Origin of the sequence: Paenibacillus sp. URB8-2 (assembly GCF_013393385.1) — a bacterium.
Lineage (GTDB): Bacteria > Bacillota > Bacilli > Paenibacillales > Paenibacillaceae > Paenibacillus_AQ.
The window spans coordinates 4,523,671-4,548,256 of the sequence record NZ_AP023239.1 but is presented as its reverse complement, the minus strand read 5'-3'; the positions used below and the strand labels follow the sequence as shown (position 1 = coordinate 4,548,256).

Below are 24,586 nucleotides of genomic sequence, written 5' to 3'. Positions count from 1 at the left end.
TGATAAATTTCTTTTATTTTCACTTAACCAATAGAGCCCCCAAATGAAGTGTGATAAGATTAATCTATCTTGAAAACGCATTCATCATATTGGTACCGGCGGTGACAGGATGAAGCTTTTTCTATTGAATCGGTTCAGAAATTTCACCCGTAAGCTGGGTAATAAGCTGGGGCTGGCTTTTTCGCTCATTGTCTGTGTGCTGATTCTGGTGCTGGCCACCGTTTCCTATTACCGGACAACCTGGATTATTAAAGACAACTATATTTCCAATACGGCCAAAGAGCTGAAGCACATGAACGAAAGCTTGGATAACTATGTGGCGCAGATTGACGCGTTGTCGCTGTCGTTCAGGCGGGATGACAACTTTATGGAGGCGTTGATGAACGATGAAGAAGATTTTTCAAGCCGACTCTACATGGAGAACCAGCTGCGGAATCTGTTCTACTCCTCCAGCGGGGACATCGCTGCCGTCTCCCTGTATATTCCCCGGACCGGGGCCAGGTACACCATATCGAGGCTGACGGATTCTCCGAAGCTGGTGGTCGATCATCCCCGGAACATCACGTCGAACGGGTGGTACAAGGAGGCAAGCACGAGAGCCAATGCATTCCGCAGCATTGAGCCGCCGGCGCCGGGACCGTCAGCCGGGGCTTATGATGCGGAGAACCAGCGGCTGTTTTTTATTTTTCACAGAGCGCTCATCAATATTCCGAGCCAGAGGCCCATGGGTATGGTGTCCATTACGATCAACTCTGCTTACCGGGATAAGATGATCAGCGATATTCTGGAGCAGGATGCCGAGGTTATTGCGATTTTTGACCGGAACAATATGTCCTTCTATAACAGCAGCGGGAAAACATTAAGTCATGAGGCCGATTTGCTGCGGTCCATTGATTGGACGAAGCCGGAAGGCTATCTGAATTGGAGCAGCGGAAAGCAGGATTATCTGGTCACGTACGACGTTTCGCCGGGGGACGGCTGGAAGCTGATCAAGCTGATCTCCACCAGCGCCTTGAACGAGCGGGCCACAAATACGAGAAACCTGGAGTTTTTAATCGGACTGGCCTTTTTGCTGATCGGTACACTGCTCGTCACGTTTGCAACGAAAACGATTACACGACCGCTGAAGCGACTGTCGAAGCAGATGGAGAAGGTAGGGGGAGCGAATTTCGACGTGATGATTGATATTAACGGAAACGACGAAATCGCCTATCTCTCGAAGAAATTCAACGCGATGGTTGCCAAGATCAACGAATTGATTAATGAGGAGTATAAAGCCAAGCTGGGTGAGAAGACCGCGCGCATGAAGGCGCTCGAAGCGCAGATCAATCCGCATTTTTTATATAATGCCCTGCAGACGATCTCCACGGAGGCACTGGTTCACAGGGTCGATCATATTGACCGGATGGTGCAGGCGCTGGCTTATATTTTGCGGTATTCGATTAGGACCGGCGACAAAGTGAATCTGGCCCAGGAAATGAAAAATGTCGAAAGCTATGTCATGCTGCAGCAGGCCCGGTACGGTGAGAGATTATCCGTCGACATTGCCCTCGAAGGAAGCATCGGCGATATCCCCGTTCCCAAAATGGCCGTTCAGCTTCTGGTGGAGAATTCGATCAAGCATGTTCTGGAACAGACTTTGGACCCGGTACTGATCCAGATTCGGGGTTATTTTGGAGAAGGCCAGGCCATCATCGAGGTTAGCGACAACGGTCCCGGCATTCCTCAAGCCCGGCTTAAGGAGCTGCAGGAACTGCTTCTGAAGGAGAACTGGATGAGTGAACACCAGGAAAGCATCGGGCTGAAGAACTTATCCGAAAGATTAAAGCTGCTCATACACAGCAAAGCCAGGCTGGATATCCGGAACCGTCCGGAGGGAGGAGTATCCGTACAAATCATCATTCCTGTAGAAGACTAGTAGAATAGACAGAGAGCGATCAAACGGGAGGGATCTTCGCATGTATAAGGTGTTGATTGTCGATGATGAGCGTCCTGTCCGGACGGCGATCAGGCTGGCCGGTGAATGGGAGAAGCTTGCGGTGTCCGAAATCGCGGAGGCGCCCGAAGCGCGTACGGGTCTTCAGCTGCTGAAGGAGTGGAAGCCAGATATCGTGCTGGTTGATATCAAGATGCCTGTCATGGACGGGATGGAAATGCTGCGCAGGGCGAGTGCCGAGCATCCGGAAGCCAAATATATCATTATCAGCGGCTTCGACGAGTTTGAATACGCCAGACAAGCCATCCATTACCGGGTATTGGATTATTTGCTGAAGCCCGTCGACAAGGTGGAATTGAACCGCTCCCTGCGTGAGGCGATCCGGCAGCTTGACGAGGATAGAAAAGACCGGGAGACAGAGCAGCGCCAAAGAATGATGAATAATCTGTCCCTGCCTCTGTTCAAGGAAAAGCTGCTGACCATGATTATCGAAGGCGACCGCGTTCATCCCCCCATTATTGAGGATTACAAGAAATTGACTTCCATGACGAAGCAGGGCGTTCTTTACGGCTGTGCGATTATTCAGCTTCTTAATTTCAATAGTGTATGCGCTGCTAGATTCAAGGAGGATTCATTCTCCTGCTATTTTGCATTGACGAATATGATCGATGAATGCTGCGCTCCCTGGAGCCAGGGCTTCAGCTTCCGAAGCTATAAGTCCGATCATGAAATTATTGTCGTGCTTGAAATCTGCGACCATCCGGAGCCCAAAGATTTCAGCGCCGTCAAAATGACAGAACTCATCGCTGCGCTGCAGGACCTGTTCGGGTTCTCTTCCATCGCCGGGGTCGGAAGCTTTTCCCCTTCCTTTGAACAACTCAGCGGCTCTTACAGCGAAGCGCATGCCGTTAAATCCGGCATCAATATTCTGAAAATCGAAAACCGGGTATTCACTGAAATTGAAACCGGACGCAAGGCGGGAATATCATCCATCATGAACAAAAAGGAGCTGCTGATCCGCGCCTTCGAGAGCGGGAATATCGAGTTCACCCGGGGGATTGTGAGCCGGTACTTTGAACATGTCAAACAGGCCGGGTATTTCAGCATGGACGACGCGAGAAGGGCGGCTACCGAATTTATCCTCATGATTGAAGATATTGCGCTTCAGCTGGGGATTGTTGAAGACTTGCAGGGAAAGCCGATGTCCTATGGAACCGCCCAGGCCTATCCTTCATTCGAGGATTTCAGCGAGTTTGTGTTTCGAGTCATCTCGCTCGTATTCGACAGGATTCAGGCCGGACTGAAAGGTTCGGAAACATTCAACATTATTCGCATCAAAAACTATATCGACGACAATTTTTTTAACGATATCAATCTGACGATGTTCTCGGAGCAATATTATTTAAGCAAGGAGTATTTATCCAGACTGTTCAAGGAAAGATTCGGGTTCGGCATCTACGAGTATGTGCTCAAAGTAAGAATGGACAAGGCCAAGGAAATGCTAGATGATCCGGCCATCAAAATCCAGCAGATTTCCAGCAAAGTCGGCTTCAACGACAACGCCTATTTTAGCAAGGCTTTCAAGAAATACTCCGGTCTGTCGCCAAGCGAATATCGGAACCTTATGCTGCAATCCAAAAAAAGCATGTGAATGGCCCGGGCGTTCATTTTCAATTTCAGCAGTGTCGGCTCTTGCTTGTGGGGTTCAGGATATTCCTATAAATCCATCATTTTTGTACATTTCAATCGCGACGGCTTCGCGTTATTCTGGCATAGAGGGACCTTAAACGTTTACGTGGAGCCTGAAAAGAGGAGCTTCAGGATGAAGAAGAAACCGGTATTCCTCGCTTTAAGCTTGATTCTCATGGCCGCGCCGTTCACCGGCTGTTCTGTTGGCGGCAGTTATTCTACGGAAGTTCCGGATGCCAGCGCTCAGCCCCGGCCGGTTATCCTGACAATGTTCAGCTTCGGTGAAGGCCTGTCGGAGCAGCTTCATGATATGGCGGAAAAATATCACGCTCTCCATCCCGAAGTTACGATAGAAACCGAGCTGATTTCCAACGAATACGATTCGGTCCTCAAAACAAAGCTGAATTCCGGCGACGTGCCGGATATCTTCATGACTCAGGGCTATGCGACGAACCGGACGTATAAGGACATCGTGGTGGAGCTCACCGGTGAGCCCTTCCTGGAACAAATTGAAGAGAGCGCTCTGAAGGCCGCCGAATTGGACGGCAAAATATACGGGGTTCCCCTCAGCATTCAATCGTACGGCTTTATTTACAACAAAAGAGTGTTCGCTGCTGCCGGCATTGCCTCCCTGCCAGAAACCTATTCTGAACTGGAGCAGGCAGCCAAGCGGATAAAGGCCAAAGGCATTACGCCATTTGCCAACTCATTCAAGGAATGGTGGGTGCTCAAGCATATTGCTTCCCAGACTCTTGCGGCCGAAGAAGGGAATTATGAGCAGACGGCGCAGGAAATATCGGAAGGAACAAAGACATTCAAGGACTTGCCGCTGTTTGGCAGAACGTTCAACATGATTGACTTGATGGTCAAGTACGGCAGCGATAAGCCGCTGGAGACGGATTATGGTACAGGACTTGCTTTGGTGGCTCAGGGCAAGGCGGCCATGGTTCATAACGGGAACTGGGCGGAAGGGGACATGCTGAAGGCCAATCCGACCGCTGAGCTCGGCTTCTTCCCGGAACCGGTCGGAGACGATCCTTCCAAGGCGAGGCTGATGGTCGACTCCTCCGTACTCCTTCGCATCAGCGACAGCTCCAAGCATATAAAGGAAGCCAAACAATTTCTCGATTACATCGTTGCCGATTATATCAAGCATTACGGATGGCACGGCGAGGTTCCTGTCGTGAAGGGCGGAGCGGTTCCAGGCGGCCAGCTTGCCGCCGAGACGATCCGCTATATCAAGAAGGGCAAGACCTATCCCTGGGTTCAAGGATATTGGCCGGACGGTTTCGATACGCAGCTGGGGGCGCTGTTTCAAGAGTACGTAGCCCATGCCAAGTCAAAGGATGAGGTGCTTGAGGATTTAACGAAAGCCTGGGTGAAGCTGGTTAGAGCCGCAAATATGTAACACGAAAGAAGGGGGATGAAGCTGACAGAATTCTGCGGAAGAAGAGGCCGGCGCTTGAATGTATGCCGGAAATTCCTTTTTAAGGAGGTGAATTTCGCAGCCGGGTGCGATGCTTTTGCAGGTAGGGTTATCCACTCTAATCAAACGGGAGGACACTAGTACAGCATCAGTCTTTAAATTGTGGGTAAAGCCTTTTAAGTTTTATCCGTGCATCTTTGGTAGTGAATTGCCAATCTATACCTCTTTGAGAAGCGTTACGAGCAGATTCCCATTCGGTCAGTTCGCTTGCTAATTCTTCTATTGACGGAATTCGTCTTGCTAAACATTGGCGCGTCATTACGCTCAGCTCAATTTCAGCAATGTTCAGCCAACTGCCATGTTTGGGGGTGTAATGAATTTCGAGCCGTTTGGCTAGACGCAAGGCGGTTTCCGGTTCAAAGGCTTCATACAACGAGGCGATCGAATGCGTGTTTAAATTATCCATCACTAAACGAATTTTGGGTGCACTCGGGTAATGTACGTCTAACAGTTCTCGAACTTGCTCCGCCCATTCCATTTTTGTGCGGCGAGGACGAACGCTGACGTGTCTCCAGCCCACAAGCGGTTCAGTGAAGATAAAGATACTGCAGGTCCCATGACGTACGTATTCGGAGTCTTCACGCAGCGGCTTGGCGGGCTTCATCGGGATCGGTTTTCGAGCGTCATCCAGCAGTTGGAACGGTTTCTCATCCATGCAAATCACGGGACATTCGCTGTCGTAGGGTAAATGGTAGACCTCTAATACATCTTCCATGGCTGCCACAAACGCTGCATTCTGCTTCGGTGGAATGCACCAACACTTACGAAGATGGGGCTTGAGTTCGTTTTTTTAAAATGCGGTCCACCGTGTCGTACGAAATGCTGTCAATGTAACCCAGTTCAACGGTCTTGTCTGCTAAAAGTCGAAGGGTCCACCGACTTCTTCCAGCGGGCGGAGTACTGCAACTGAGCGCGATGATTTTCGCCTCCAGTTCGCCGGTAACCTTTGGAGGATTTGGCGGTGTCAGTCTCTTTTTTCGTTCGACAGCAGCCTGTAATCCCTTTTCCGAAAAGGTCTTACGGACCAGATATACCGTGTTGGTGTGGATGTGTAATTGCTCCGCAATGGTGGTGTCCGAAAGCTTGCCGCCCACCCGGTTCTCGTCCGCCCACAACAGAATTTGTGCTCGCCGGAGTGAGCGTGCGGCCACTTTCCCTTTTGAGCACACCCCTTGTAATTCTTTCTGCTGATCCGGGGTCAAGCAAACCGCATATGCACGTAGTTTCATAGTCGATACCTCTTTTTCTCTCGACTATATCATATCTACCAAAAGTTAACTATTTTAATTCTGATGCTGTACTAGGGGATGCAAAAAAAGAATAGGAAGCGGTTACACCGAATAATGACCTCGGTTATGGCGTTAAGCCTGATCGTGCCGGCATTCGGCTCCGTTCCCGCGATGGCGAGGGACAGCGAGTTCACCAGAAAAGGCTCCGGGCCGATGTACTGGATTACGTACGAGCATCAATGGACCCAAAATACGTACATGCCGGAAGACCGCTGGAAAGCGAATATTGACTGGATGGCGGAAAATTTTCAGCCGTACGGCTACGATATGGTCAGTACGGACGGATGGATCGAAGGTGCCACGCTATTAAATGAGAACGGTTACATTGTATCGCATAACAATAAATGGATGACCGATCCGCTGGGTTCGAGCGATGATAGCGATACGGGGCCCGTATATGGAGTGGTCAATGGTAATTTCAGCGCTCCCGAGACAAAGGGCTGGACCTTCACCGGACCGGCCGCCCACGGGCGAAATACCGACAACGGCAATGATTCCTTGTATACGTGGATGGATGATCCCCATAAGGAAACCGTCAGCCAGAACGTGTATCTGGAGGATACGGGGTTGTACCGTCTGAGCGCAAAGGCGAAGACCAAGAACGGAATGTACACAGACGGCGTTCCGGTCTACATGAAGATTAAGGGCTATGATGCAGCTGATCCTGCGGCCGAAACGGTAACCGCCATTACCTATGAAGATTGGACGGATTACAGCGTCGACTTGAACATTACCAATCCGAATGTGTATCTGGAATTCTCTTATGATGCGGAAGCCAAATCGAAGAAAAGCGCCGGGCTGGACCTTGACGATGTGAAGCTTGAGAAGGTTACGGATGAGGTCGATACTTCGAACCACGTAGTCAACGGGAATTTCAATCAGGGAAATACGGACGGCTGGAATATTACCGGCACGGGCGGCGGCGGATTCGGCATTAATGAAAACGAAATGGGCGTATACAAATCTCTGTACACCTGGAATCCGGGGGCCGATGAGGTACAAAAGGTTTCGCAAAGCATTGATCTGCCGAACGGTCTGTATACGGTAAAAGCCAAAGCCAAGACCAAGAACGACATGATCAAAAATGGAGCGACCGCAGTATTTCAAGTGAACGGCTACAACAACGCGGTACCGGAGGCAACACTGGCCAAAACGGTGTCCAGCCAGGACTGGACCGACTACTCCATGACTGTGGATGTAACGTCCGGCAAGCTGGATCTTGGGTTCATTGTGGACCCTAAAGGAAAGGCCGGCTTCGCGGGGATTGATGTGGACGATGTGGAAGTCAAATGGGCCGGGCCGAATGACTGGCAGGGTTATCCTTCCGAGGTTTACCCGGACGGCCACACCTGGAAGTACTGGGGAGATTACATCAAGAGCAAAGGCATGAAGCTGGGAATTTACTATAACCCGCTGTGGGTCACCCCCGAAGTGCTGAAGCATCCGGACAAATACCATGTCACTGTGAAAAATGAAGACGGCAGCACCGAGCAGATTCCGGTAGCGAGCCTGGTTAAGACGGAGCCGTACAATCTCGGCAACGGCAAGCAGCTGAACGGCGACCGCTTCGACGGCGGACAGGGCGCCGACCAGGCGCTCTACTGGCTGGATGTCAACAAAAAGGGCGCGAAAGAGTATCTCCAAGGTTATGTGAAGTTCCTGGCCGAGCAAGGCGCTTCCTTCCTGCGCGTGGATTTCCTGTCCTGGTATGAATCGGGCTACGATCAAGGCCTAGGCCAGATAGGAACGGGCCACAACTCAGATACGGAATACGCCAAAGCGCTGCAGTGGATGGACGAAGCATCCGCAGATAATCATGTATTCCTCAGTTTGGTTATGCCGGACCTGAAGGGCCATGCCAAGTATGAGCAGCAGTTCGGCGACATGATCCGCATCGACGAGGACGTATTCGGGGGAGGCTGGGATCATACCAGCGGACGCCGTCAGAACTGGACGGCCAGCTGGTCGCAGTGGGCCAACTCTTTCCAGGGATTCACCGGCTTTTCCGATATTTCGGGCCGCGGCTCGATGATTAATGACGGCGACTTCCTGCGCCTGAACACCTACAGCGGCCAATTCGCCGACAACGAGCGGAAGACGGCCCTGTCTCTGTTCACGATGGCGGGTTCTCCGATAACGATTGCCGACCAATACGACACGATCGGGGACAATGCCAAGTTCTATCAGAACCCGGAACTGATCGAGCTGAACAAATCGGGCTTTGTCGGCAAGCCGATTTATTATTCAGGCGAGCATTACAAGAACAACGCCAGCCGCGACAGCGAACGGTGGGCCGGACAGCTGCCGGATGGAACATGGGCCGTTGCCCTCTTCAACCGCAGCGACGAATCCAAGACGCTTTCCATGAATTTCGCGAAAGAGCTTGGACTGGCAGACGGAGCCTATGTCCGCGATATTTGGGAGCACAAAGACCTTGGATACAAAACGATATACTCCAAGACGCTGGAGCCGCATGACGCTGTCGTGCTGAAGCTGATTCCGAAGACGGCCTCCAAGTCGTATCAGGCGGAAGTGGCCTCGTATCAGGGCGGAGCGATTTTCGGCAATGATGAGGCAGGCTATCAGGGCTTCGGCTACATCGGCGGGCTGGATAAAAAAGACGCCAAATTGACCTTTGCAGTCAGCGTTCCACAGGACGGCGATTATCCGCTCAATGTCCGCTATGCCAACGGAAACGAAGCGGACAGTTCTCTGGCGGTGTCTGTGGAAGATGAGGCCGGCAGCCCCGTTGATTCGGACTCGCTCATTTTCAATAGTTTGGGCAAAGACAAGTGGGATAAATGGAGCAGTTCGGAAAAGACGGTTTCACTGAAAAAAGGAATGAATCTGATCACCCTGAAACAAACGGAAGACAGCGCGGGTTCAGTTCATATTGATTCCATATCGTTCAGTTCCGGAACCGGCCAATTGATTAACGGTGATTTTGAAGCAGGGAACGAAACCGGATGGGCTGTAGATACGCAGGGCACGACGATATGGCACGGCGTAGATACCAATGATGCTTATGCAGGCCACAAGCAGTACTTGTACTCTCCGGATGCGGGCGGAAAAGCGATCTCCCAGCAAAAGATCACCAGTCTGAAGAGCGGGCATTACACGTTGTCGGCTATGGTCAAACTAATGCCGCATACCGACCCGACATTCGCGGGCGGAAAAGCGAAGATGATCATTTCACAGCCGGGTAAAGACGATGTGACGGTTAATATTACGCCTAGCCTGAAGGATGGAATTCCATCGACAGGCAAGACGAAATGGGAAGCAGGCGACTTTGAATACAAGGAATTCAAGGCCGAAGCGGATATAACGGAGCAGGAGGCTACGATCAAGTTCATCCTGGAGGCTCCCAAGGTAGATACTTCCATGCAGATCGATAATGTTTCATTTACATCAGAGGAAGTTGTGAGCGAAGCCCCATCGGTTGGTTTATATAATCCTGGCTTCGACGAAGGCTTCACCGGATGGAGCCGCACGAACATGACGCATCAGGCTGTTGCCAAAGACGGGGATAATGCCTTTGCAAGAATTGGCGGCGCCAGTGACTATTCCTCCGATTTATGGCAGTTCAGCAATGCGCCGACAGACGGTGTATATCAGCTGACGCTGAAGACCCGCAAGACCGGGGATCTCGGCAAAGCCCAGGTATATGTAACTTATTCCGGCGGCACCAAGACGCTTGATATTCCTGCCGGGGCGGAATTTACGGAGCTGAAGCTGCCGAATATTCAGCTGGCCATGAATGAAGTGGTCAAGGTCGGCGTGATCTCCGAGGGCAAAGCGGGAAGTATGCTGGGTATCGACGACTTCAAGCTGCAAAAGGACAGCAACCAGCAGTTTAAAGACGTTACCTTTGTAAAAAGTCTGTCAGAAACCGATCCGTATCAGATATCCTCAGGCGGACGGGCGGTTGTGCTGAATTCGCAGGGCAGCGCGAAGGTGAAGCTTGAATTCGTGAAAGCCGATACGGCCAAGGTATGGATGGAGCCGACCGGAACGTTTGCAAAGAAGGACACTTTTGTCGTTGACAGTGAGCAGGGATCAGTAAATCCTTCCGTTACAGATTTGGAAGACGAAGGCTATATTTTGATTCAAACGGATGCCATGAGCGTACGCGCCTACAAATCGCCGTTCCGCCTGGCCTACTATGACGCTTCGAACACGAAGCTGCTCTCCGAGCAAATTGGCGGCGAAGGCTTCGGGTACGACGGAGACACCGGCGTTTACAGCGAAATGGCTCTGGCCCAGGATGAGCATATCTTCGGGCTCGGTATGGACCGCGACGCGCAGTCGTTTGATCGCAGAGGCAAGAAAGTGGTTATGAACAATGCCATGACCGGAGGCTACGGCGGCAATACGTCCGACGTTTCCAGCACCTTCTTTACCAGCACGAAGGGCTATGGACTCTACTTTGACAATACGTACGAGAATGTGGCCTTCGACATGGGCAAGGCGGATGCCGACCGTTACAGCTTCAGCGCGCCAAACGGAGAGATGCTGTACTACTTCATGGCCGGCGAGAACAACGGTTCCTTGAACAGCATTATGAAGAGTTTCTCGAAGCTAACCGGCACCGCTCCGATTCCGCCGATGTGGACACTAGGCTATATGCAGTCCAGATTTGGCTACAGAAGCTGGAACGAGGTGGACGGCATCGTGGATACCTTCCGCGATAAGAATATTCCGCTCGACTCTATGGTGCTGGATGTGTACTGGGCCAAGAAAAATCATTATTTTGATATGACCTGGAACGATGATCCTGCGCAGAATTTCACCAATCCGAAGGCAAATATGGCTGAGCTGAAGGATAAAGGCGTGAATATCGTAACCATCGTCGACCCTTACGTCCAAGTTACGGCTTCCAATTTTAAAGAGGGCGACAGCAAAGGTTATTTTGTCAAGGATTCTTCCGGCAAAACAATCATTTATCCGGCCTGGTACGGCAAAGCGGGACTGATCGACTTCACCAATCCCGAAGCGGCCAAGTGGTACAGCTCTCAAGTTAAAAAGCTGCATGATGTTGGCGTGAAGGGCTACTGGATCGACCTTAACGAACCGGAGCAGCCAACCGATTCTGTAAGAGACCAGTTTGCGGCGGGCAGCGCGGCGGAGATTACGAATGTGTACGCGCTGAATGAAGCGAAAGCTTTCTACGACGGACAGCGCGGCTACACCAATGACCGCGTCTGGACACTGGCCAGATCGGGATTCACCGGCATTCAGCAGTATGGCACCACCGTCTGGAGCGGAGACATCGACTCCAGCTGGGCTTCCTTCTCGCATCAGTTGCAGCTTGGTCTTAGCGCGGCTGCATCAGGCATTTCGTATTACACCAACGATACCGGCGGTTTTAACGGCAAGCCTTCGCCGGAGCTGTATACCCGCTGGATGCAGGCGGCTTCGCTGATGCCGATCTTCCGTTCCCATGTGGCTCTCGGAGACGATCCTTCGGATCCGACCAATATCAGAGAGCCTTGGGCGTACGGAACCGTTGCGGAAGCTGCTGTGACCAAAGCGATTAATCAGCGCTACCAGCTGCTGCCGTATATTTATTCCACGGCTAAACAGACGGCGGATGGCGAAACTTCGCTGATGAAGCCGCTGGTTATGGATTACGCGAACGACAGCAATGTTTACAACCTTCAGGATCAGTGGATGTTCGGCAGCTCCATTCTGGCCGCTCCTGTTCATCAGGAGAAAGCAACGGGCAGAACGATCTACCTTCCAAGCGGAAACTGGTATGACTGGAACTCTGAACAGCAGTTTACCGGCGGCAAGGAAATTACGTATAACGCCGATCTGAACACCATTCCGATGCTGGTGAAGGAAGGCGGCATCATTCCGACCAGAGAAGCGCAGGACTTTACCGGCCAGACTCCAGCGAACGAACTGACGCTCAAAGTGTATCCGTTAAGCAGCGGCGAGACTTCGAAATTCACGCTTTATGAGGATGACGGCAAAACCTACGCTTACGAGAACGGCCAATCGGCGGCAACCGAGATTTCAGCGAGCGAACACAATGATAAAGTGTCGTTGAACATTGCCGCTATAAAGGGCAGCTACACAGGCAAGGTCGAAAGCCGAGTATGGTCTACCGAAGTGAAGATCGGAGCCGAAGACAAGACGGTCTATTCCGTCAAGCGGGGCACCAAAGAACTGACGGAGGTTGGTTCCAAGGACGCTGTGAACGCAGGTCAAGATGTCTGGCACTACGACACCGCCGCCCGCAAGCTGTATGTCAGAACGGCGCAGGTTGCGACCTCCGAGGCGCAGCAAATCACAGCCGTGCTTTCCGCTAAAGGTACTTCGAACATTAAAGACGTAACGCTAGGCGCCGAAATGCACCGTGCCGGAAGCGCCAAGGATGTGCAAATCGCCGTTAATACGGTTAACGTCGCTGACGGAACGGCCGTCAAGGCGATTCTGCTGAAAAATGCCCTGCCGTATGAGGGCGTTCCGGCAGCTTCCGGTTCCATTGCCGGCGGCAAAGCGAGCCTCACTCTGCCGCTCCCGGCCACGTTGCCCGCGGGTCCGTACCAGATCCGGGTCGAAGCCGGAAGCGCAGCGTATACGCTGAACTATACGGTGTTGAAGCGGATGGAAGACAGCTTTAAGATGGAGCCGTCCTTCAACATGAATAAGCTTGAAGCCGGCAAATATTTGGACGCCAAGGTCAAAATTACGAACGCCTTGTCCGAAGACAAGCAAGTGTTGATCATTGCCGCGCTTTATGATGAGAATGGCGGATTGAAGATGGTCAATCACGCCTACAGCTCCTCATTGGTCAAAGCGGGCCAGACCCTGCAGCTGAACGCCGGATTCCAGCTTCCTTCCAGTGTGGCGGGATACAAGGTCAAGCTGATGGTTTGGGAAGGTGAGGATCTGATGAACACAACCATGATGCCTCTAGCCGACGTAGTGGAGTTGACCCCTTGAACTATTAGATGAAGGAACCCGGCGGGAATGCCCCGCCGGGGCTCCTTTTAGAAGGAGGCAAACAATGAAGAAAAGCATAACCGCGCTAATCCTAATCCTTCTCTTTTCCACACTCTGGCAGGCAATGGCCTCCGCTGCGGAACCCGTCTGGTTTACAGATGTTGCCGCAAGCGCCGACGCGTCCACCAAGCAGGCTGCGGTTACAGGTAAAGTGGCGTCCGGAGCCGGACAGCTGGTGACGCTGAAGGTAGTGGATCCCGGCGGCCAATTTTTTCTTGACAGTATAAAAAGCGGGGACGGCGGTGTGTTCACATTTAAATGGAACCTTTCCGCCGAGGGCAAGTATGAGGTTCAGCTCGGCGTGGAGAACAGCAGCGCTCCGTACAAAACCAGCTTTACATACGGGCTGACGGCGCCAACTCCAACCCCAACGCCAAGTGCAACCGCAAGCGCAACGCCCTCAGCTGGTTCGGGCTCCGGTTCGGGCGGCTCGGGCATGCCGGCATCCCAGGCGCCTTCTCCCTCTCCCGCCAATATCGTGCGGGTAACGGAGGATAAGCTCACCCTGAACGAAGGCCTAAAAGAGGCGACGTTCACACTTGGAACAAGCACAGAGGCGCGCATTCCGGTCGCTCTGCTGGAAAAGCTTGCGCAGGGCGGCAACGGTCTCAATTTGGAGGGTGACAAATTCACGCTTAAACTGAGCGCTCAGACGCTCGGCGAACTGCTTGCCCAGGCATCCAAAGCAGGCGGGGAAGTGGCCGTTAGTGTCGCCAAGGTGCCGCCTGCCGACGGCGAGTCCCTGCTGGCGCTCGCGAAGCAGCGCCAGTTTGCCGAAATCAAGCCGGGAAGCGAAATATACGAATTCAAGCTGAAGCTGATTGCGGCCGGCGGAGCGGAAACGGCGGTCTCCGCATTCGGGCATCCGGTTACGCTCCAGTTGAAGGCAAGCGGGCTAGCAACTGGCAAGCTGGCCGGTCTCTATTATATTTCCAATGCAGGGGAGCTTGAGTATATCGGCAGCCTGTCTTCAGGAAATGTGGCGAGCGGCAGAACGAGTCATTTCAGCAAATACGCGGTGCTGGAGTACCGCAAAACATTCACGGATGTTCCCGCCGGAAACTGGGCATATGACGCCGTTACGGAAATGGCGGCGAAGCAAGTAGTGGAAGGGATCAGCCTGAGGGAGTTCGCTCCCGCCCGCAAAGTGACGCGTGCGGAATTCGCGGCGCTGCTGGTTCGGGCGCTGGGACTGAGCGGAGGCGGCGCGGCATTCACGGATGTTCCTGCCGGCAAGTGGTACGCGGATGAAGTGGCGGCAGCCTATCAGGCCGGAATCATCAAGGGGATTGGCAGCGATTTCTTCAAACCGGAGCAGACCATCAGCCGCGAGGAAATGGCGGCGATGCTCGTCAGAGCCTGGAGCGTCCTCCATCCGCAGGCCAAACCGGAAGCTGCCGCGCCGGTCTTCAAGGACCAAAGCGCAATCAGCGTTTGGGCGCGGGAAGCCGTCGGCACAGCCGCGGGACTTGGCCTGATGAAAGGCAGAAGCGCGGCAGCGTTCGTCCCGCAGGGAACGACGACCCGCGCGGAAGCGGCTCAAGCGATTGCGAATATATTGAATGCCGGGAATTGAAGCCGGTATTCGGGTTGAACGAAAGATGCCCCGCACCAGTAGCGAGGCCACTGAAAAAGTCCGTCTCATAGGAAAAGGTACAGATCTTCAAGAAAATTGAAGAGGCTGTACCTTTTTTGTTTTATACTGAAGTCATCTAACAAAAAAGCGGGTGTGAGTGGATGATTCGGCAACAACAAACCTTAGTTTTGAGTCCTTATGCGGCATTGTATGACATCGTTGTCCCGAAGGACAATATACTCCGTCAAATCAATGAATTGGTGGATTTCACTTTCATATACGAAGAACTGGAAACAAAGTATTGCTTGGATAATGGACGCAACGCCATTGATCCGGTGCGCATGTTTAAATATTTACTGCTGAAAGCCATTTTTGAACTCTCTGACGTCGACATCGTGGAGCGTTCAAAGTACGACCTGTCGTTCAAGTACTTCCTCGGCATGGCGCCGGAAGACCCGGTCATCGATCCGAGTTCCTTAACGAAGTTCCGTAAACTACGTTTGAAAGATATCAACCTTTTGGACATGCTCATCGGCAAGACCGTAGAACTTGCCATCGAGCAAAATATCCTAAAGAGCAATTCCATCATCGTCGACGCCACGCATACGAAAGCACGTTACAACCAGAAAACGCCTCAAGAAATTCTACAAGACCGTGCACGGAAATTGCGAAAAGCCGTGTACACCATGGATGAGTCAGTCAAGGTCAAAATGCCGGCAAAGAATACAACGAGCGAACTCGAAGATGAAATTGCGTACTGCCAAAAACTCGTCAACTTCATCGAAAATGAGAGTGGCATTGCACAAGTGCCAAAAATTCTGGAGCCGCTTAACCTGCTGAAAGAAACGGTTGCGGATGACGTCGAGCAACTTCGCCTGGCGGCGGATCCGGATGCGCGCGTTGGCCACAAGAGCGCAGATTCCGCATTTTTTGGATACAAAACTCATCTAGCGATGACTGAGGAACGCCTTATTACGGCGGCTGTCATTACAACCGGTGAAAAGAATGACGGCAAGCAATTGCAGACCCTTATCGAAAAAAGCAAGGCAGCTGGCATGCAGGTCAAAACGGTGATTGGGGATACTGCATATTCCGAAAAAGATAATATTGCGTACACGAAAACAAATGAAATTGAACTTGTGGCCAAACTAAATCCCCTCGTCACGCAAGGTGCGCGTAAGAAAGAAGACGAATTTTTATTCAACAAAGATGCAGGCATGTACGTATGTCCAGCTGGACATATGGCCATTCGAAAGGCTCGGCAGGGTAAAAAAGGGGTCGGCAAAAATCAAACAGACACCTATTATTTTGATGTGAAACTATGCAAGCATTGTCCGTTCAAGGAAGGGTGCTACAAAGAAGGCGCTAAAAGCAAAAGCTATTCGGTAAGTATTAAATCCGATGAGCACACCGAGCAAATGACGTTCCAAGATTCAGAGTATTTCAAGGAAAAATCCAAGGAACGCTACAAAATTGAAGCGAAGAACAGTGAACTCAAACATGGACACGGGTATGATGTCGCGACATCCTCGGGTCTGCTTGGCATGGAAATGCAAGGGGCGATGACAATTTTCGCTGTGAATTTAAAACGAATCTTAAAGTTAACAGACTAAGAATTACCGAATGATGGAGCCGTACTTGACCTAAAAAAGAAGACATCCGTTCCTAAAAGGTGGGAAATGGATGTCTTTTTGTTTGAGACATAAGCCGTCAAAGAAAAATACGTAAGTTTTTCAGTGGCCTCCCAGTAGCGGGGCATCTTTTTGTGCTTGCAGCAGTGGAACCGCGGCGCTTTCAAGCCGCCAATATAAACTTGGAGTTGATCATAAACACGATCAGGGCTGCGGATACGAGCGAGAAGGCGATGCAGCCCGCGCCCAGCACCCTCCGCCGGTCTTTAATGAAGAATTTGAAGCCAAGCGCGCAGACCAGCAGGGTGGTTGCGGCCAATACGACGGACGAGCCGATCATGGCGAACCAGTACAAGATCTCAAACAATTGAGCCATCGTAACGCCTCCTCTAGGGTAAACGAAGGAAAGGTCTACTATAAATATAAGCGATACGGCACCGATCTGAAAAGCGGTTACATTTATTTGACCGCCATCCCCGTCCGCATTGCTGTTCACATTTTACTCCAGGACCGCATTTATCCTTGCAGTAAATTGTCGCTTTGTCTGGGGCGGCGCCACGACATTTCCTCCATATTTTCGCGCCGGATGCCGCTGGCTCGGATTCTGTCGGATCTCCGCGGAATGTTTTTTCGGTCAATGGAACTTAAGCGGGGATATTAGCCGCGGCATAGCCGCCCCTTTTTACACGAGCGCCTTCCCTCACGGACAATCATACAAGAGAGCCGAGGGGCGTTTGAGTACAGTATAGCAGGCTTTTAGAAAGGAGAGAGGAGCAATGGCAGGAAGACAACTGGCCAGCAAATGGCGGAAGACCAAAGCTTTGCTCAGCGACGGAAGGGTCGCCGGTTATATTCCGAGAACGATGCCCTACAGCCATTCCACGCTTCGTTCCATGCTGGGCCAATACGGAAATGTCGTGATCAAACCGATTGTCGGCGGCGGGGGTTATGGCGTCATTAAGGTATTCCGGGACGGCAGGGGTTACGGCTTTACCTATATGGACAAAACACGGACATACCGGGACTTTGCAAGTATGGCGGAATCGCTGAAGAGAGCCAGGGTCAAGCGCGGCTATTTGATCCAGCAGGGCATATCGCTTGCGAGAATCGCCGGACGTCCGATAGATTACAGAGTTAAGGTAGTGAAGAATGGAGAGCATTGGGAATTCCGCTCCATGGTTGGCCGTCTGGCCAGACCCGGACTGTTCGTGACCAATTTGTGCAAGGGAGGCACCATGCTGACCTGCAGGGAAGGACTCCGAAGATCGCTCCCGCGGATCAATTTTTCGGCTAAAAGAAAGGAAATGCGCAATTTGACCCTGACTTGCATCCAGGTGATGGAGCGTCATTTTCCTGGGATCGGCGAGCTGGGGTTCGATTATGCCGTGGACCGGTCGGGGAAAATCTGGATTCTGGAAGTGAACACAAGACCGCAATAATCACGGAATGAACCAGTATGACAAAAAAATAGGCAAATGTATAAAAAGAGTTTTACATTTTCGCGCCAGGTGTGTATCCTTAGTTCCGATATTAGTTCATTTAACAGGGGAAATGAGACCGATTTTTGAAAATGGTTATAGCAAAGTTGAAATTTTTTTATTATACTACCAAAGGCGAATCCTGTGTATAACTGTTATCCCCATTGTCCACCGCATTCTTACTGCACTAATCATCCTTACTCACACATTATGCACAGGATTTCCACATCAGGTTGTGGATAATAAGAACACTTGTTCGAAAATTGATAGTTTGATATGATAGAGAAGAACCAAAAAAAGGAAAGGTAGGTGAACGTTGTGGTCGAATTATCGGACGAGATGCTGTTGGACTCTTATCATAAAGCCATAGAACTTCAGTTGGAGCATGATTTTATCAAGCTTCTGCTCGTTGAAATTCTCAAACGGAACTTACACTCTCCACAGCATGCGGTACTCCATTAATAGACTTCTGGATTATCCATGAAGCACTACATAAAACTATACCGCTACTAGAAATCAAATAGGGTATCCTTGCGAGCTGCGATTTACCTCAACCCGTTAGGATACCCTTTTTATATAAAATAACCCCACAACGTGCGCTTTGGCTAAAGAAGCCTACTCAGGTACTTGGCGACTCCGAAGACCATTGTATGAACGACCGGCGGTTACAGCTTCAGATTGCTGCTGTGGCCCGGGGACAGCTTCGCTTCGGGATCGATGTAGACCTTCGCATTGTTCACGGCGGTCGGCGCCTCGCCGAATCCGACGGCGATCAGCTTCAGCTTGCCGGGATAGGTGGTAATATCGCCGGCGGCAAAAAGGCCCGGGATATTCGTCTCCATCCGGGAATCGACGACTATGGAGCTGCCTTCGATGTCGATGCCCCATTCGGTGATCGGACCGAGCGAGGAAACGAAGCCGAAGTTGACAATGACGCTGTCTACTTCAATGTCTTGAGTTTCTTTGGTCTTGACATTGGAAAGGGTCACTTTCTCAATAAACTCTTCGCCATGCAGCGCGGAAATCTCGGTAGGCGTGATAATCTTGACTTTGGAATTCATCAGGTTCTCTACGCTGTGCTCGTGAGCGCGGAACTTGTCGCGGCGGTGGATCAGAGTGACCTCGGCGGCGATCGGTTCGAGCATCAATGCCCAGTCGACCGCGGAATCGCCGCCGCCGCTGATCAGTACTTTTTTATCTTTACAAGCATTCAAATCGCTTACAAAATAGTGCAAATTCGCTTTTTCGAAGCGTCCGGCTTCGGGAAGCTCCAGACGGCGGGGTTCAAAGGCGCCGACGCCTGCCGTGATGATAACGGCCTTGGCATGATACTCCGCTTTGTCGGTAGTCACGACAAAATGGCGTTCCTCCCGTTTTTCCACGGAAAGGACCTTTTCCTCCAGACGGATATCGCTCTGGAACAGGCTCATTTGCCGGGAAAGATTATCTACCAGCTCTTGTGCTGTGATTTTTGGGAATCCCGCTACGTCGTAAATATATTTTTCGGGATAGAGCGCGGCAAGCTGCCCGCCCAGTTGAGGCATACTTTCAATAAGGGTTACGGACGCCTGACGCATTCCGCCGTAGAACGCGGCAAACATACCTGCCGGGCCGCCGCCTATGATCAGCAGGTCGCTAATGGGAGAATTGGATTGCTGGGAAGTCACAGGATTTTACACCTCCAAGTTGATATATTCAAAATGCCATACTACCCCATTATAAACATAGTTGGGACCTTCCTGCAAAGGTCAGCTTTACAGAATTAACTGGAGTTTCCGCCAATTGTTGTGATCGAATTCTATTTGCTTAATAATAAAGTAAGGATTACAATGTATATGATTATTTTCAAATTCCCTTAAGTTTTATTGGAATTTATTCCAACTTTATGTGTATAATTTCACAATAATCTTAAAAATGAACAGAGATTAAATCAGATTCGCCTGTTGGAAGGAGCCGGAAAATGAACAGTATTCCCAAAATCGTAATTCTAGGTGCGGGATACGGAGGTATTTTAACCGCACAGCGTTTGCAAAAGGCATTGAACTACAACGAGGCGGATGTCACCCTTGTTAATCGCCACGAGTACCATTACTTTACGACCCATCTTCATATGCCTGCAGCCGGAACGGACAGCATAGAGCATTCGCGCGTTTCCATTTCCAAGCTGATCGACGAGTTCAAGATCGATCTTGTGAAGTCGTCGGTGCAGGAAATCCGCACCCAGCAGAAAAAGGTTATTCTGGAGGACGGCACGCTGTCCTACGACTACCTTGTTATCGCGCTCGGCGGCGAGCCGGAGACGTTCGGCATTCCGGGACTGGACAAGTACGCCATGACGATTCGCAGCATTAACTCTGTCCGGCTCATCCGCGAGCATATCGAATACCAGTTTGCCAAATATAAGAACGAGAACAATCCGCAGGAGCATATCAATTTCGTTGTCGGCGGCGCGGGCTTTAGCGGCATTGAATTTGTGGCCGAGCTGGCGGACCGGATTCCGGGACTCTGCAAGGAATACGACGTTGATCCGAGCCTGGTCAACATCTACAACGTGGAAGCCGCTCCAACGGCGCTGCCGGGCTTCGCACCGGAGCTTGTGGAGCATGCCATGAAAGTGCTGACGAAGAAAGGCGTAACCTTCAAGATCGGCGTAGCGATCAAGGAATGCATGCCGGGCAGCGTCCTGCTTGCGACGGGCGAGGAAATCAAGGCATCAACGATCGTCTGGACGGGCGGCATTCGCGGCAACCATCTGATCGAGGCGGCGGGCTTTGAGGCCATGCGCGGGCGTGTAAAAGTGGACGAATACCTGCGTGCTCCGGGGCATGAGAACATCTTCATCATCGGCGATGGATCGCTGATGATTGCGCCGGAAGGACGCCCTTATCCTCCGACGGCGCAAATCGCCATGCAGCAGGGCGAGTGCTGCGCCCATAATCTGGTCGCTGCGATCCGGGGGCAGCAGCCGAAGAAATTCATATTCAGCAATAAAGGAACGGTAGCTTCGCTTGGCAAAGGCGAGGGAATCGCCGTAGTCGGTGACAAGAAATATAAAGGCTTTGTGGCGGCCCAGCTGAAAAAAGTCGTGGATATGCGCTACCTCTTTATTATCGGGGGGATTCCGCTGGTGCTGAAGAAAGGGAGATTCCTGTAAAATGCGTCACTGCAGCGTACAAGTGCGGGGGCTTTTGACCCGGGATGAGCTTGACCGTTACAATGGCCTGATCGAGGCCGGCTCCTACCTGGAGGATCAAGGACGACATGATCTGGCTTATACGATCCAGAAAGAAGTCGACCTGCTCATTTTGCCCGCGATTGAGCGGCTCAAGGAGAAGAGCCGGGCGCGGGACCGGGAGACCGCGGATTATTTGAAGAGCTTGCAGGACGGCGGAGACGATGAAGAGTCTTCGGAAGCATAATGAAACGGCAAAGGGTGTGCCCCGGCGTTATAAACGCTGTAGAGCACACCCTTTTCTCGTATTCTATACCTTAAGCATCTCTTCAAAGGATTCAAAAGTCAGCAGATTGCCGACATAGAACGATCCGAATTCCCCGTAGCGGGCGCTGACTTCGTCAAACCGCATCTCGTAGACAAGCTTCTTGAACTGCAGCGCGTCCTCCGCGAACAGCGTTACGCCCCATTCCCAATCGTCGAAGCCGACAGAGCCGGTAATGATTTGTTTCACCTTGCCGGCGTAGCCGCGGCCGATCAGCCCGTGGGAATACATCAGCTCCTTGCGCTTGGCCATATCGAGCATGTACCAGTTGTCGGCCAGCTCGCGCTTTTTGTTCATCGGATAGAAGCAGATATGCCGGGATTGCGGCAGGATCGGCTTCAGGCGGGCGGCGATATGGGGATTCTGCATCGGGTCTTCTCCGCTCTCTCCGCTCGGATTATAATTGCTAAGCTCCACAATGCTGACATAGGAGTAAGCTTTGGTTGTAAAGGGGGCAAAGGCGGTCTTGTTGAAGGCGACCTCGAGCTTGTTCAGCTCTTCCAGGCTTTCGCGCAGATAGATCATCACAAAATCGGCTTTCTGGCCGACGATCGAATACCAGGCGGAACTGCCCAGCTTCGCCTCTTCGACACCGGACCATTCCTCTATAAAAGCATTTAGTTCATCCAGAGCCACAGCGCGTTCCTCATCATCGGCCGCCGTCCAGGCGGTCCAATCCAGAGAGCGGAAGTCATGGAGCGCATACCATCCTTCCAGCGTCAAAGCGGCTTCACTCATGTGATCACTCCTCAAATGGTTGTCCTTCTAAGCATTGTAGCGCAAGCATGCGGTGAAGAGCAAACGGGGCCTTCGTCCGCTCAGGGAAATTCGTTGCTTCTACCCCTTTTTTCTAGTAAACTGACTACGGGTTGATGCTTTATGCACGTTTCTTTATAGAGAGAGGGGAAGGGTAACTATGGGATTTATTCCTGTGTTTGTGCTCACCGTTCTGTTCTTTGTGATGATGTTCGGCATCGGCTTTATCCTCAATATGTTAATGAAGACCACTTGGTTTCCGGCTTATCTGTTCGTGCTCGTCATTTTGCCGGTAGTGGTGTATTCCATTTGGGACCGGTCTTCCATGACGCTATGGGAGCATTTGTCTTCTTTTCACCTGGTGGACTATTTAACCGGCATTGCCGGTCTGGCCGGAGCGGTGCTCAGCGGCTGGACGATCCGGCGCCTGCGGCTCGGCGGCTATAAAATGTTCTGACGAAAAAGGCTACAAGAGAAAGCGCAGCGGCTGTTTCCCCTGACTTTTGCGGGAGCGGCCGTTTTGACTTTTTGTTTTCATCATATTTTCTAAAAAATCCGCATAGGACAGGATAAGGCGGACCGGATGCGAGCGAGCGGGAGAAAGCGCCTGATTTGGGCTTTTTTCCACATTTATTGACAGTCGATTTATGATAGAATAGAACTCTACTTTGAATAGAAATCGCCTATGAATTCGTGAATTGGAGGTATCCGAAGATGCATATCAGTCATTTACATCATTTCACCGAACATCATCGGTACTGCGTTTCCCGCGAATTCGGTCTTAGTCCCGTCGACGAACGTATGCTGAGTTCCATCTACCAGCCTATGGTCGGCGCTTTTGCCATAAGTTTGTACCGTCTGCTTTTTTCACATGTTCCCGCGGAAGGTATCGGCTATTCGGCCGCTGAACCGCAGCGCCGCCTGTTTCTGACGCTCGGCATTGAACCGAACGAGAAGGGCCGCAGAACGATGATTGAACAGGCTTCCAAGCTGGAAGCGGTCGGTCTGCTTCAGACCAGCCGGGTCTTCATACCGGAATCCGAAGATTATATGTACGAGTACGAGCTGCTGCCGCCGCTGTCTCCGTCCGATTTTTTCGCCACCCAGCACTTAACGCTGCTGCTCCGCGACAAGGTCGGCAAATTCGCCGTATTGTCCCTGAGAGAGCAGTTTTGGAGCCGGGAGCCGGAGGATTGGAGCCGGGGAGCCATAGGCAAGGAAAATATATCGCGGCCGTTTTACGATATTTTCGAACTGAACACGCATGTCATCGATTACGAGTTAGAACAGGCTCTGACCGAGGTTGCCGCCGTCCGTCAACCTGTGCGGGATGGAGAAGGCAAGCTGGCCATCGGCTACAGCGACATTATTTTGCGGTTTCCGCGGGAGTCGGCCAACCGTGCGCATGTCGAGAAGCTGCGCTTCGATTTTGAACAGATGGGCGTCATCAACTATGTGGCACACAAATACAAGCTGGGCGCGCAGGATTTGTGCCGGCTGCTTGACGAGGACGGTGTTTTTACGCCGGACGGCGAGGTTATGTTAGACGAGCTTCAGCACAGGGCAAGCCAGCATTTCCGGCAAAATATGAAGCGGCATGAGCAGCGTGAGGCCGCCGCCGCCAAGGTCGTGTCAATCAGAGCGGCCGAGCAGGGCGAGGAACCGATCGTCCCCGAAGAGCAGCCGGTCGAGATGGAATATTATGTGGAGGTTCCCCCGCAGTTCCTCTCCAAATGCGATATTCACCAATATAATATGATGCTGCGCAACGAGCCGTATACCCGTCTGCTTCAGACTTTTTTCCCGGGCGCGGTGCCGGGCCAGCTGATGGATATTTTCGAGAAGATCGATTTGAATTACAAGCTTCCGGGCGAAGTCATCAACATTCTCATTCACTATCTGATGGCGATGGTCGCCTCGGGAGGAGAGCAGCGGATCAACCGCAATTTTGTGGAAGCCATTGCCTCCAATATGCTGGTTAAACAGGTCAACAGCTATGAGAAGGCGGTACGCTACATACGCGATCAATCCAAGGTAAAAGGAAAAGCAGCCTCCGGCTCGCCGGGAACACGCACGCGTTCCTATGCCAAGGGTGGAGGCCGGTCCGGCAAGCCCGAAATCCAGATTGCTATGGATGACGGTCAGTCTGCGGCGGTGTCGGAGGAAGAATTCGCAGCTATGATGCAGATGGCGGCGAATATCAAGGCCAGCAAGAAAAAAGGAGCGGCGGAATAGCC

At 51.7% G+C, this 24,586-nt stretch carries 16 protein-coding genes; 12 read left to right on the top strand and 4 right to left on the bottom strand.

Annotated elements, in window-relative coordinates; genetic code table 11:
• Positions 1 to 124 precede the first annotated feature (124 nt).
• From PUR_RS20950 to PUR_RS20940, 3 genes are all read left to right on the top strand, one after another.
• Positions 125 to 1,918 (top strand): cache domain-containing sensor histidine kinase, encoded by a 1,794-nt coding sequence (locus PUR_RS20950; protein WP_179036912.1) that lies wholly within the window; start codon positions 125 to 127, stop codon positions 1,916 to 1,918.
• Between the two features lie 40 nt (positions 1,919 to 1,958).
• Positions 1,959 to 3,587 (top strand): response regulator transcription factor, encoded by a 1,629-nt coding sequence (locus PUR_RS20945; RefSeq protein WP_179036911.1) that lies wholly within the window; start codon positions 1,959 to 1,961, stop codon positions 3,585 to 3,587.
• A gap of 171 nt (positions 3,588 to 3,758) precedes the next feature.
• Positions 3,759 to 5,033 carry an ABC transporter substrate-binding protein gene (locus tag PUR_RS20940; protein ID WP_179036910.1) on the top strand — a complete coding sequence of 425 codons (1,275 nt, stop codon included), beginning with the start codon at positions 3,759 to 3,761 and terminating at the stop codon, positions 5,031 to 5,033.
• A gap of 166 nt (positions 5,034 to 5,199) precedes the next feature.
• Here the strand turns inward: PUR_RS20940 and PUR_RS20935 are convergent.
• Positions 5,200 to 6,340 (bottom strand): IS630 family transposase gene (locus PUR_RS20935; protein WP_179033643.1). Its coding sequence is split into 2 segments (ribosomal slippage): positions 5,200 to 5,902 and positions 5,901 to 6,340, totalling 1,143 coding nucleotides; the frame shifts between segments, so codons are not numbered across the junction.
• Positions 6,341 to 6,454: 114 nt separating this feature from the next.
• Between PUR_RS20935 and PUR_RS20930 the strand changes: the two genes are divergently transcribed.
• From PUR_RS20930 to PUR_RS20920, 3 genes are all read left to right on the top strand, one after another.
• Entirely contained in the window at positions 6,455 to 13,351 is a 6,897-nt protein-coding gene (locus PUR_RS20930; RefSeq protein WP_179036909.1) for a TIM-barrel domain-containing protein, read from the top strand.
• 64 nt (positions 13,352 to 13,415) lie between these two features.
• Positions 13,416 to 14,987, top strand: coding sequence for an S-layer homology domain-containing protein (locus tag PUR_RS20925; RefSeq protein ID WP_179036908.1), 1,572 nt, complete (start codon positions 13,416 to 13,418; stop codon positions 14,985 to 14,987).
• Between the two features lie 161 nt (positions 14,988 to 15,148).
• Positions 15,149 to 16,600, top strand: a complete 1,452-nt coding sequence (locus tag PUR_RS20920) for an IS1182 family transposase (RefSeq protein ID WP_179033663.1) — start codon at positions 15,149 to 15,151, stop codon at positions 16,598 to 16,600.
• A gap of 181 nt (positions 16,601 to 16,781) precedes the next feature.
• Here the strand turns inward: PUR_RS20920 and PUR_RS20915 are convergent, their stop codons facing one another.
• Positions 16,782 to 16,994, bottom strand: coding sequence for a hypothetical protein (locus tag PUR_RS20915; RefSeq protein WP_179036907.1), 213 nt, complete (start codon positions 16,992 to 16,994; stop codon positions 16,782 to 16,784).
• Positions 16,995 to 17,394: 400 nt separating this feature from the next.
• On the opposite strand from PUR_RS20915, the gene PUR_RS20910 reads away from it, so the two are divergent.
• Positions 17,395 to 18,057, top strand: a complete 663-nt coding sequence (locus PUR_RS20910; protein ID WP_179036906.1) for a YheC/YheD family protein — start codon at positions 17,395 to 17,397, stop codon at positions 18,055 to 18,057.
• Between the two features lie 357 nt (positions 18,058 to 18,414).
• The gene (gene sda, locus PUR_RS20905) at positions 18,415 to 18,558 is read left to right on the top strand and encodes a sporulation histidine kinase inhibitor Sda (RefSeq protein WP_179038018.1); all 144 of its coding nucleotides are present in this window, start codon (positions 18,415 to 18,417) and stop codon (positions 18,556 to 18,558) included.
• A gap of 203 nt (positions 18,559 to 18,761) precedes the next feature.
• Here the strand turns inward: sda and PUR_RS20900 are convergent, their stop codons facing one another.
• On the bottom strand, positions 18,762 to 19,763 hold the full coding sequence (locus PUR_RS20900; protein ID WP_179036905.1) for an NAD(P)/FAD-dependent oxidoreductase: 1,002 nt from the start codon (positions 19,761 to 19,763) through the stop codon (positions 18,762 to 18,764).
• Positions 19,764 to 20,056: 293 nt separating this feature from the next.
• On the opposite strand from PUR_RS20900, the gene PUR_RS20895 reads away from it, so the two are divergent.
• Entirely contained in the window at positions 20,057 to 21,250 is a 1,194-nt protein-coding gene (locus PUR_RS20895; protein WP_179036904.1) for an NAD(P)/FAD-dependent oxidoreductase, read from the top strand.
• 1 nt (position 21,251) lies between these two features.
• Positions 21,252 to 21,515 carry a hypothetical protein gene (locus tag PUR_RS20890; RefSeq protein ID WP_179036903.1) on the top strand — a complete coding sequence of 88 codons (264 nt, stop codon included), beginning with the start codon at positions 21,252 to 21,254 and terminating at the stop codon, positions 21,513 to 21,515.
• 63 nt (positions 21,516 to 21,578) lie between these two features.
• Here PUR_RS20890 and hemQ read toward each other — a convergent pair whose 3' ends face one another.
• Positions 21,579 to 22,331 carry a hydrogen peroxide-dependent heme synthase gene (gene hemQ, locus PUR_RS20885; RefSeq protein WP_179036902.1) on the bottom strand — a complete coding sequence of 251 codons (753 nt, stop codon included), beginning with the start codon at positions 22,329 to 22,331 and terminating at the stop codon, positions 21,579 to 21,581.
• A gap of 178 nt (positions 22,332 to 22,509) precedes the next feature.
• On the opposite strand from hemQ, the gene PUR_RS20880 reads away from it, so the two are divergent.
• Together PUR_RS20880 and PUR_RS20875 are read left to right on the top strand one after the other, a co-directional pair.
• On the top strand, positions 22,510 to 22,806 hold the full coding sequence (locus PUR_RS20880) for a YuiB family protein (RefSeq protein WP_124695018.1): 297 nt from the start codon (positions 22,510 to 22,512) through the stop codon (positions 22,804 to 22,806).
• Between the two features lie 257 nt (positions 22,807 to 23,063).
• Complete coding sequence (locus PUR_RS20875; RefSeq protein WP_179036901.1) at positions 23,064 to 24,584, top strand: replication initiation and membrane attachment family protein; 1,521 nt, start codon at positions 23,064 to 23,066, stop codon at positions 24,582 to 24,584.
• The last annotated feature ends 2 nt before the right edge of the window (positions 24,585 to 24,586 follow it).

What these genes read in the sequence shown, in the direction of transcription:
- PUR_RS20945 (WP_179036911.1), top strand. Translation starts at nt 1,959, where the DNA reads ATGTATAAGGTGTTGATTGTCGATGATGAGCGTCCTGTCCGGACGGCG.
- PUR_RS20940 (WP_179036910.1), top strand. Translation starts at nt 3,759, where the DNA reads ATGAAGAAGAAACCGGTATTCCTCGCTTTAAGCTTGATTCTCATGGCC.
- PUR_RS20930 (WP_179036909.1), top strand. Translation starts at nt 6,455, where the DNA reads ATGACCTCGGTTATGGCGTTAAGCCTGATCGTGCCGGCATTCGGCTCC.
- PUR_RS20925 (WP_179036908.1), top strand. Translation starts at nt 13,416, where the DNA reads ATGAAGAAAAGCATAACCGCGCTAATCCTAATCCTTCTCTTTTCCACA.
- PUR_RS20920 (WP_179033663.1), top strand. Translation starts at nt 15,149, where the DNA reads ATGATTCGGCAACAACAAACCTTAGTTTTGAGTCCTTATGCGGCATTG.
- PUR_RS20915 (WP_179036907.1), bottom strand. Translation starts at nt 16,994, where the DNA reads ATGGCTCAATTGTTTGAGATCTTGTACTGGTTCGCCATGATCGGCTCG.
- PUR_RS20910 (WP_179036906.1), top strand. Translation starts at nt 17,395, where the DNA reads ATGGCAGGAAGACAACTGGCCAGCAAATGGCGGAAGACCAAAGCTTTG.
- PUR_RS20895 (WP_179036904.1), top strand. Translation starts at nt 20,057, where the DNA reads ATGAACAGTATTCCCAAAATCGTAATTCTAGGTGCGGGATACGGAGGT.
- PUR_RS20890 (WP_179036903.1), top strand. Translation starts at nt 21,252, where the DNA reads ATGCGTCACTGCAGCGTACAAGTGCGGGGGCTTTTGACCCGGGATGAG.
- hemQ (WP_179036902.1), bottom strand. Translation starts at nt 22,331, where the DNA reads ATGAGTGAAGCCGCTTTGACGCTGGAAGGATGGTATGCGCTCCATGAC.
- PUR_RS20880 (WP_124695018.1), top strand. Translation starts at nt 22,510, where the DNA reads ATGGGATTTATTCCTGTGTTTGTGCTCACCGTTCTGTTCTTTGTGATG.
- PUR_RS20875 (WP_179036901.1), top strand. Translation starts at nt 23,064, where the DNA reads ATGCATATCAGTCATTTACATCATTTCACCGAACATCATCGGTACTGC.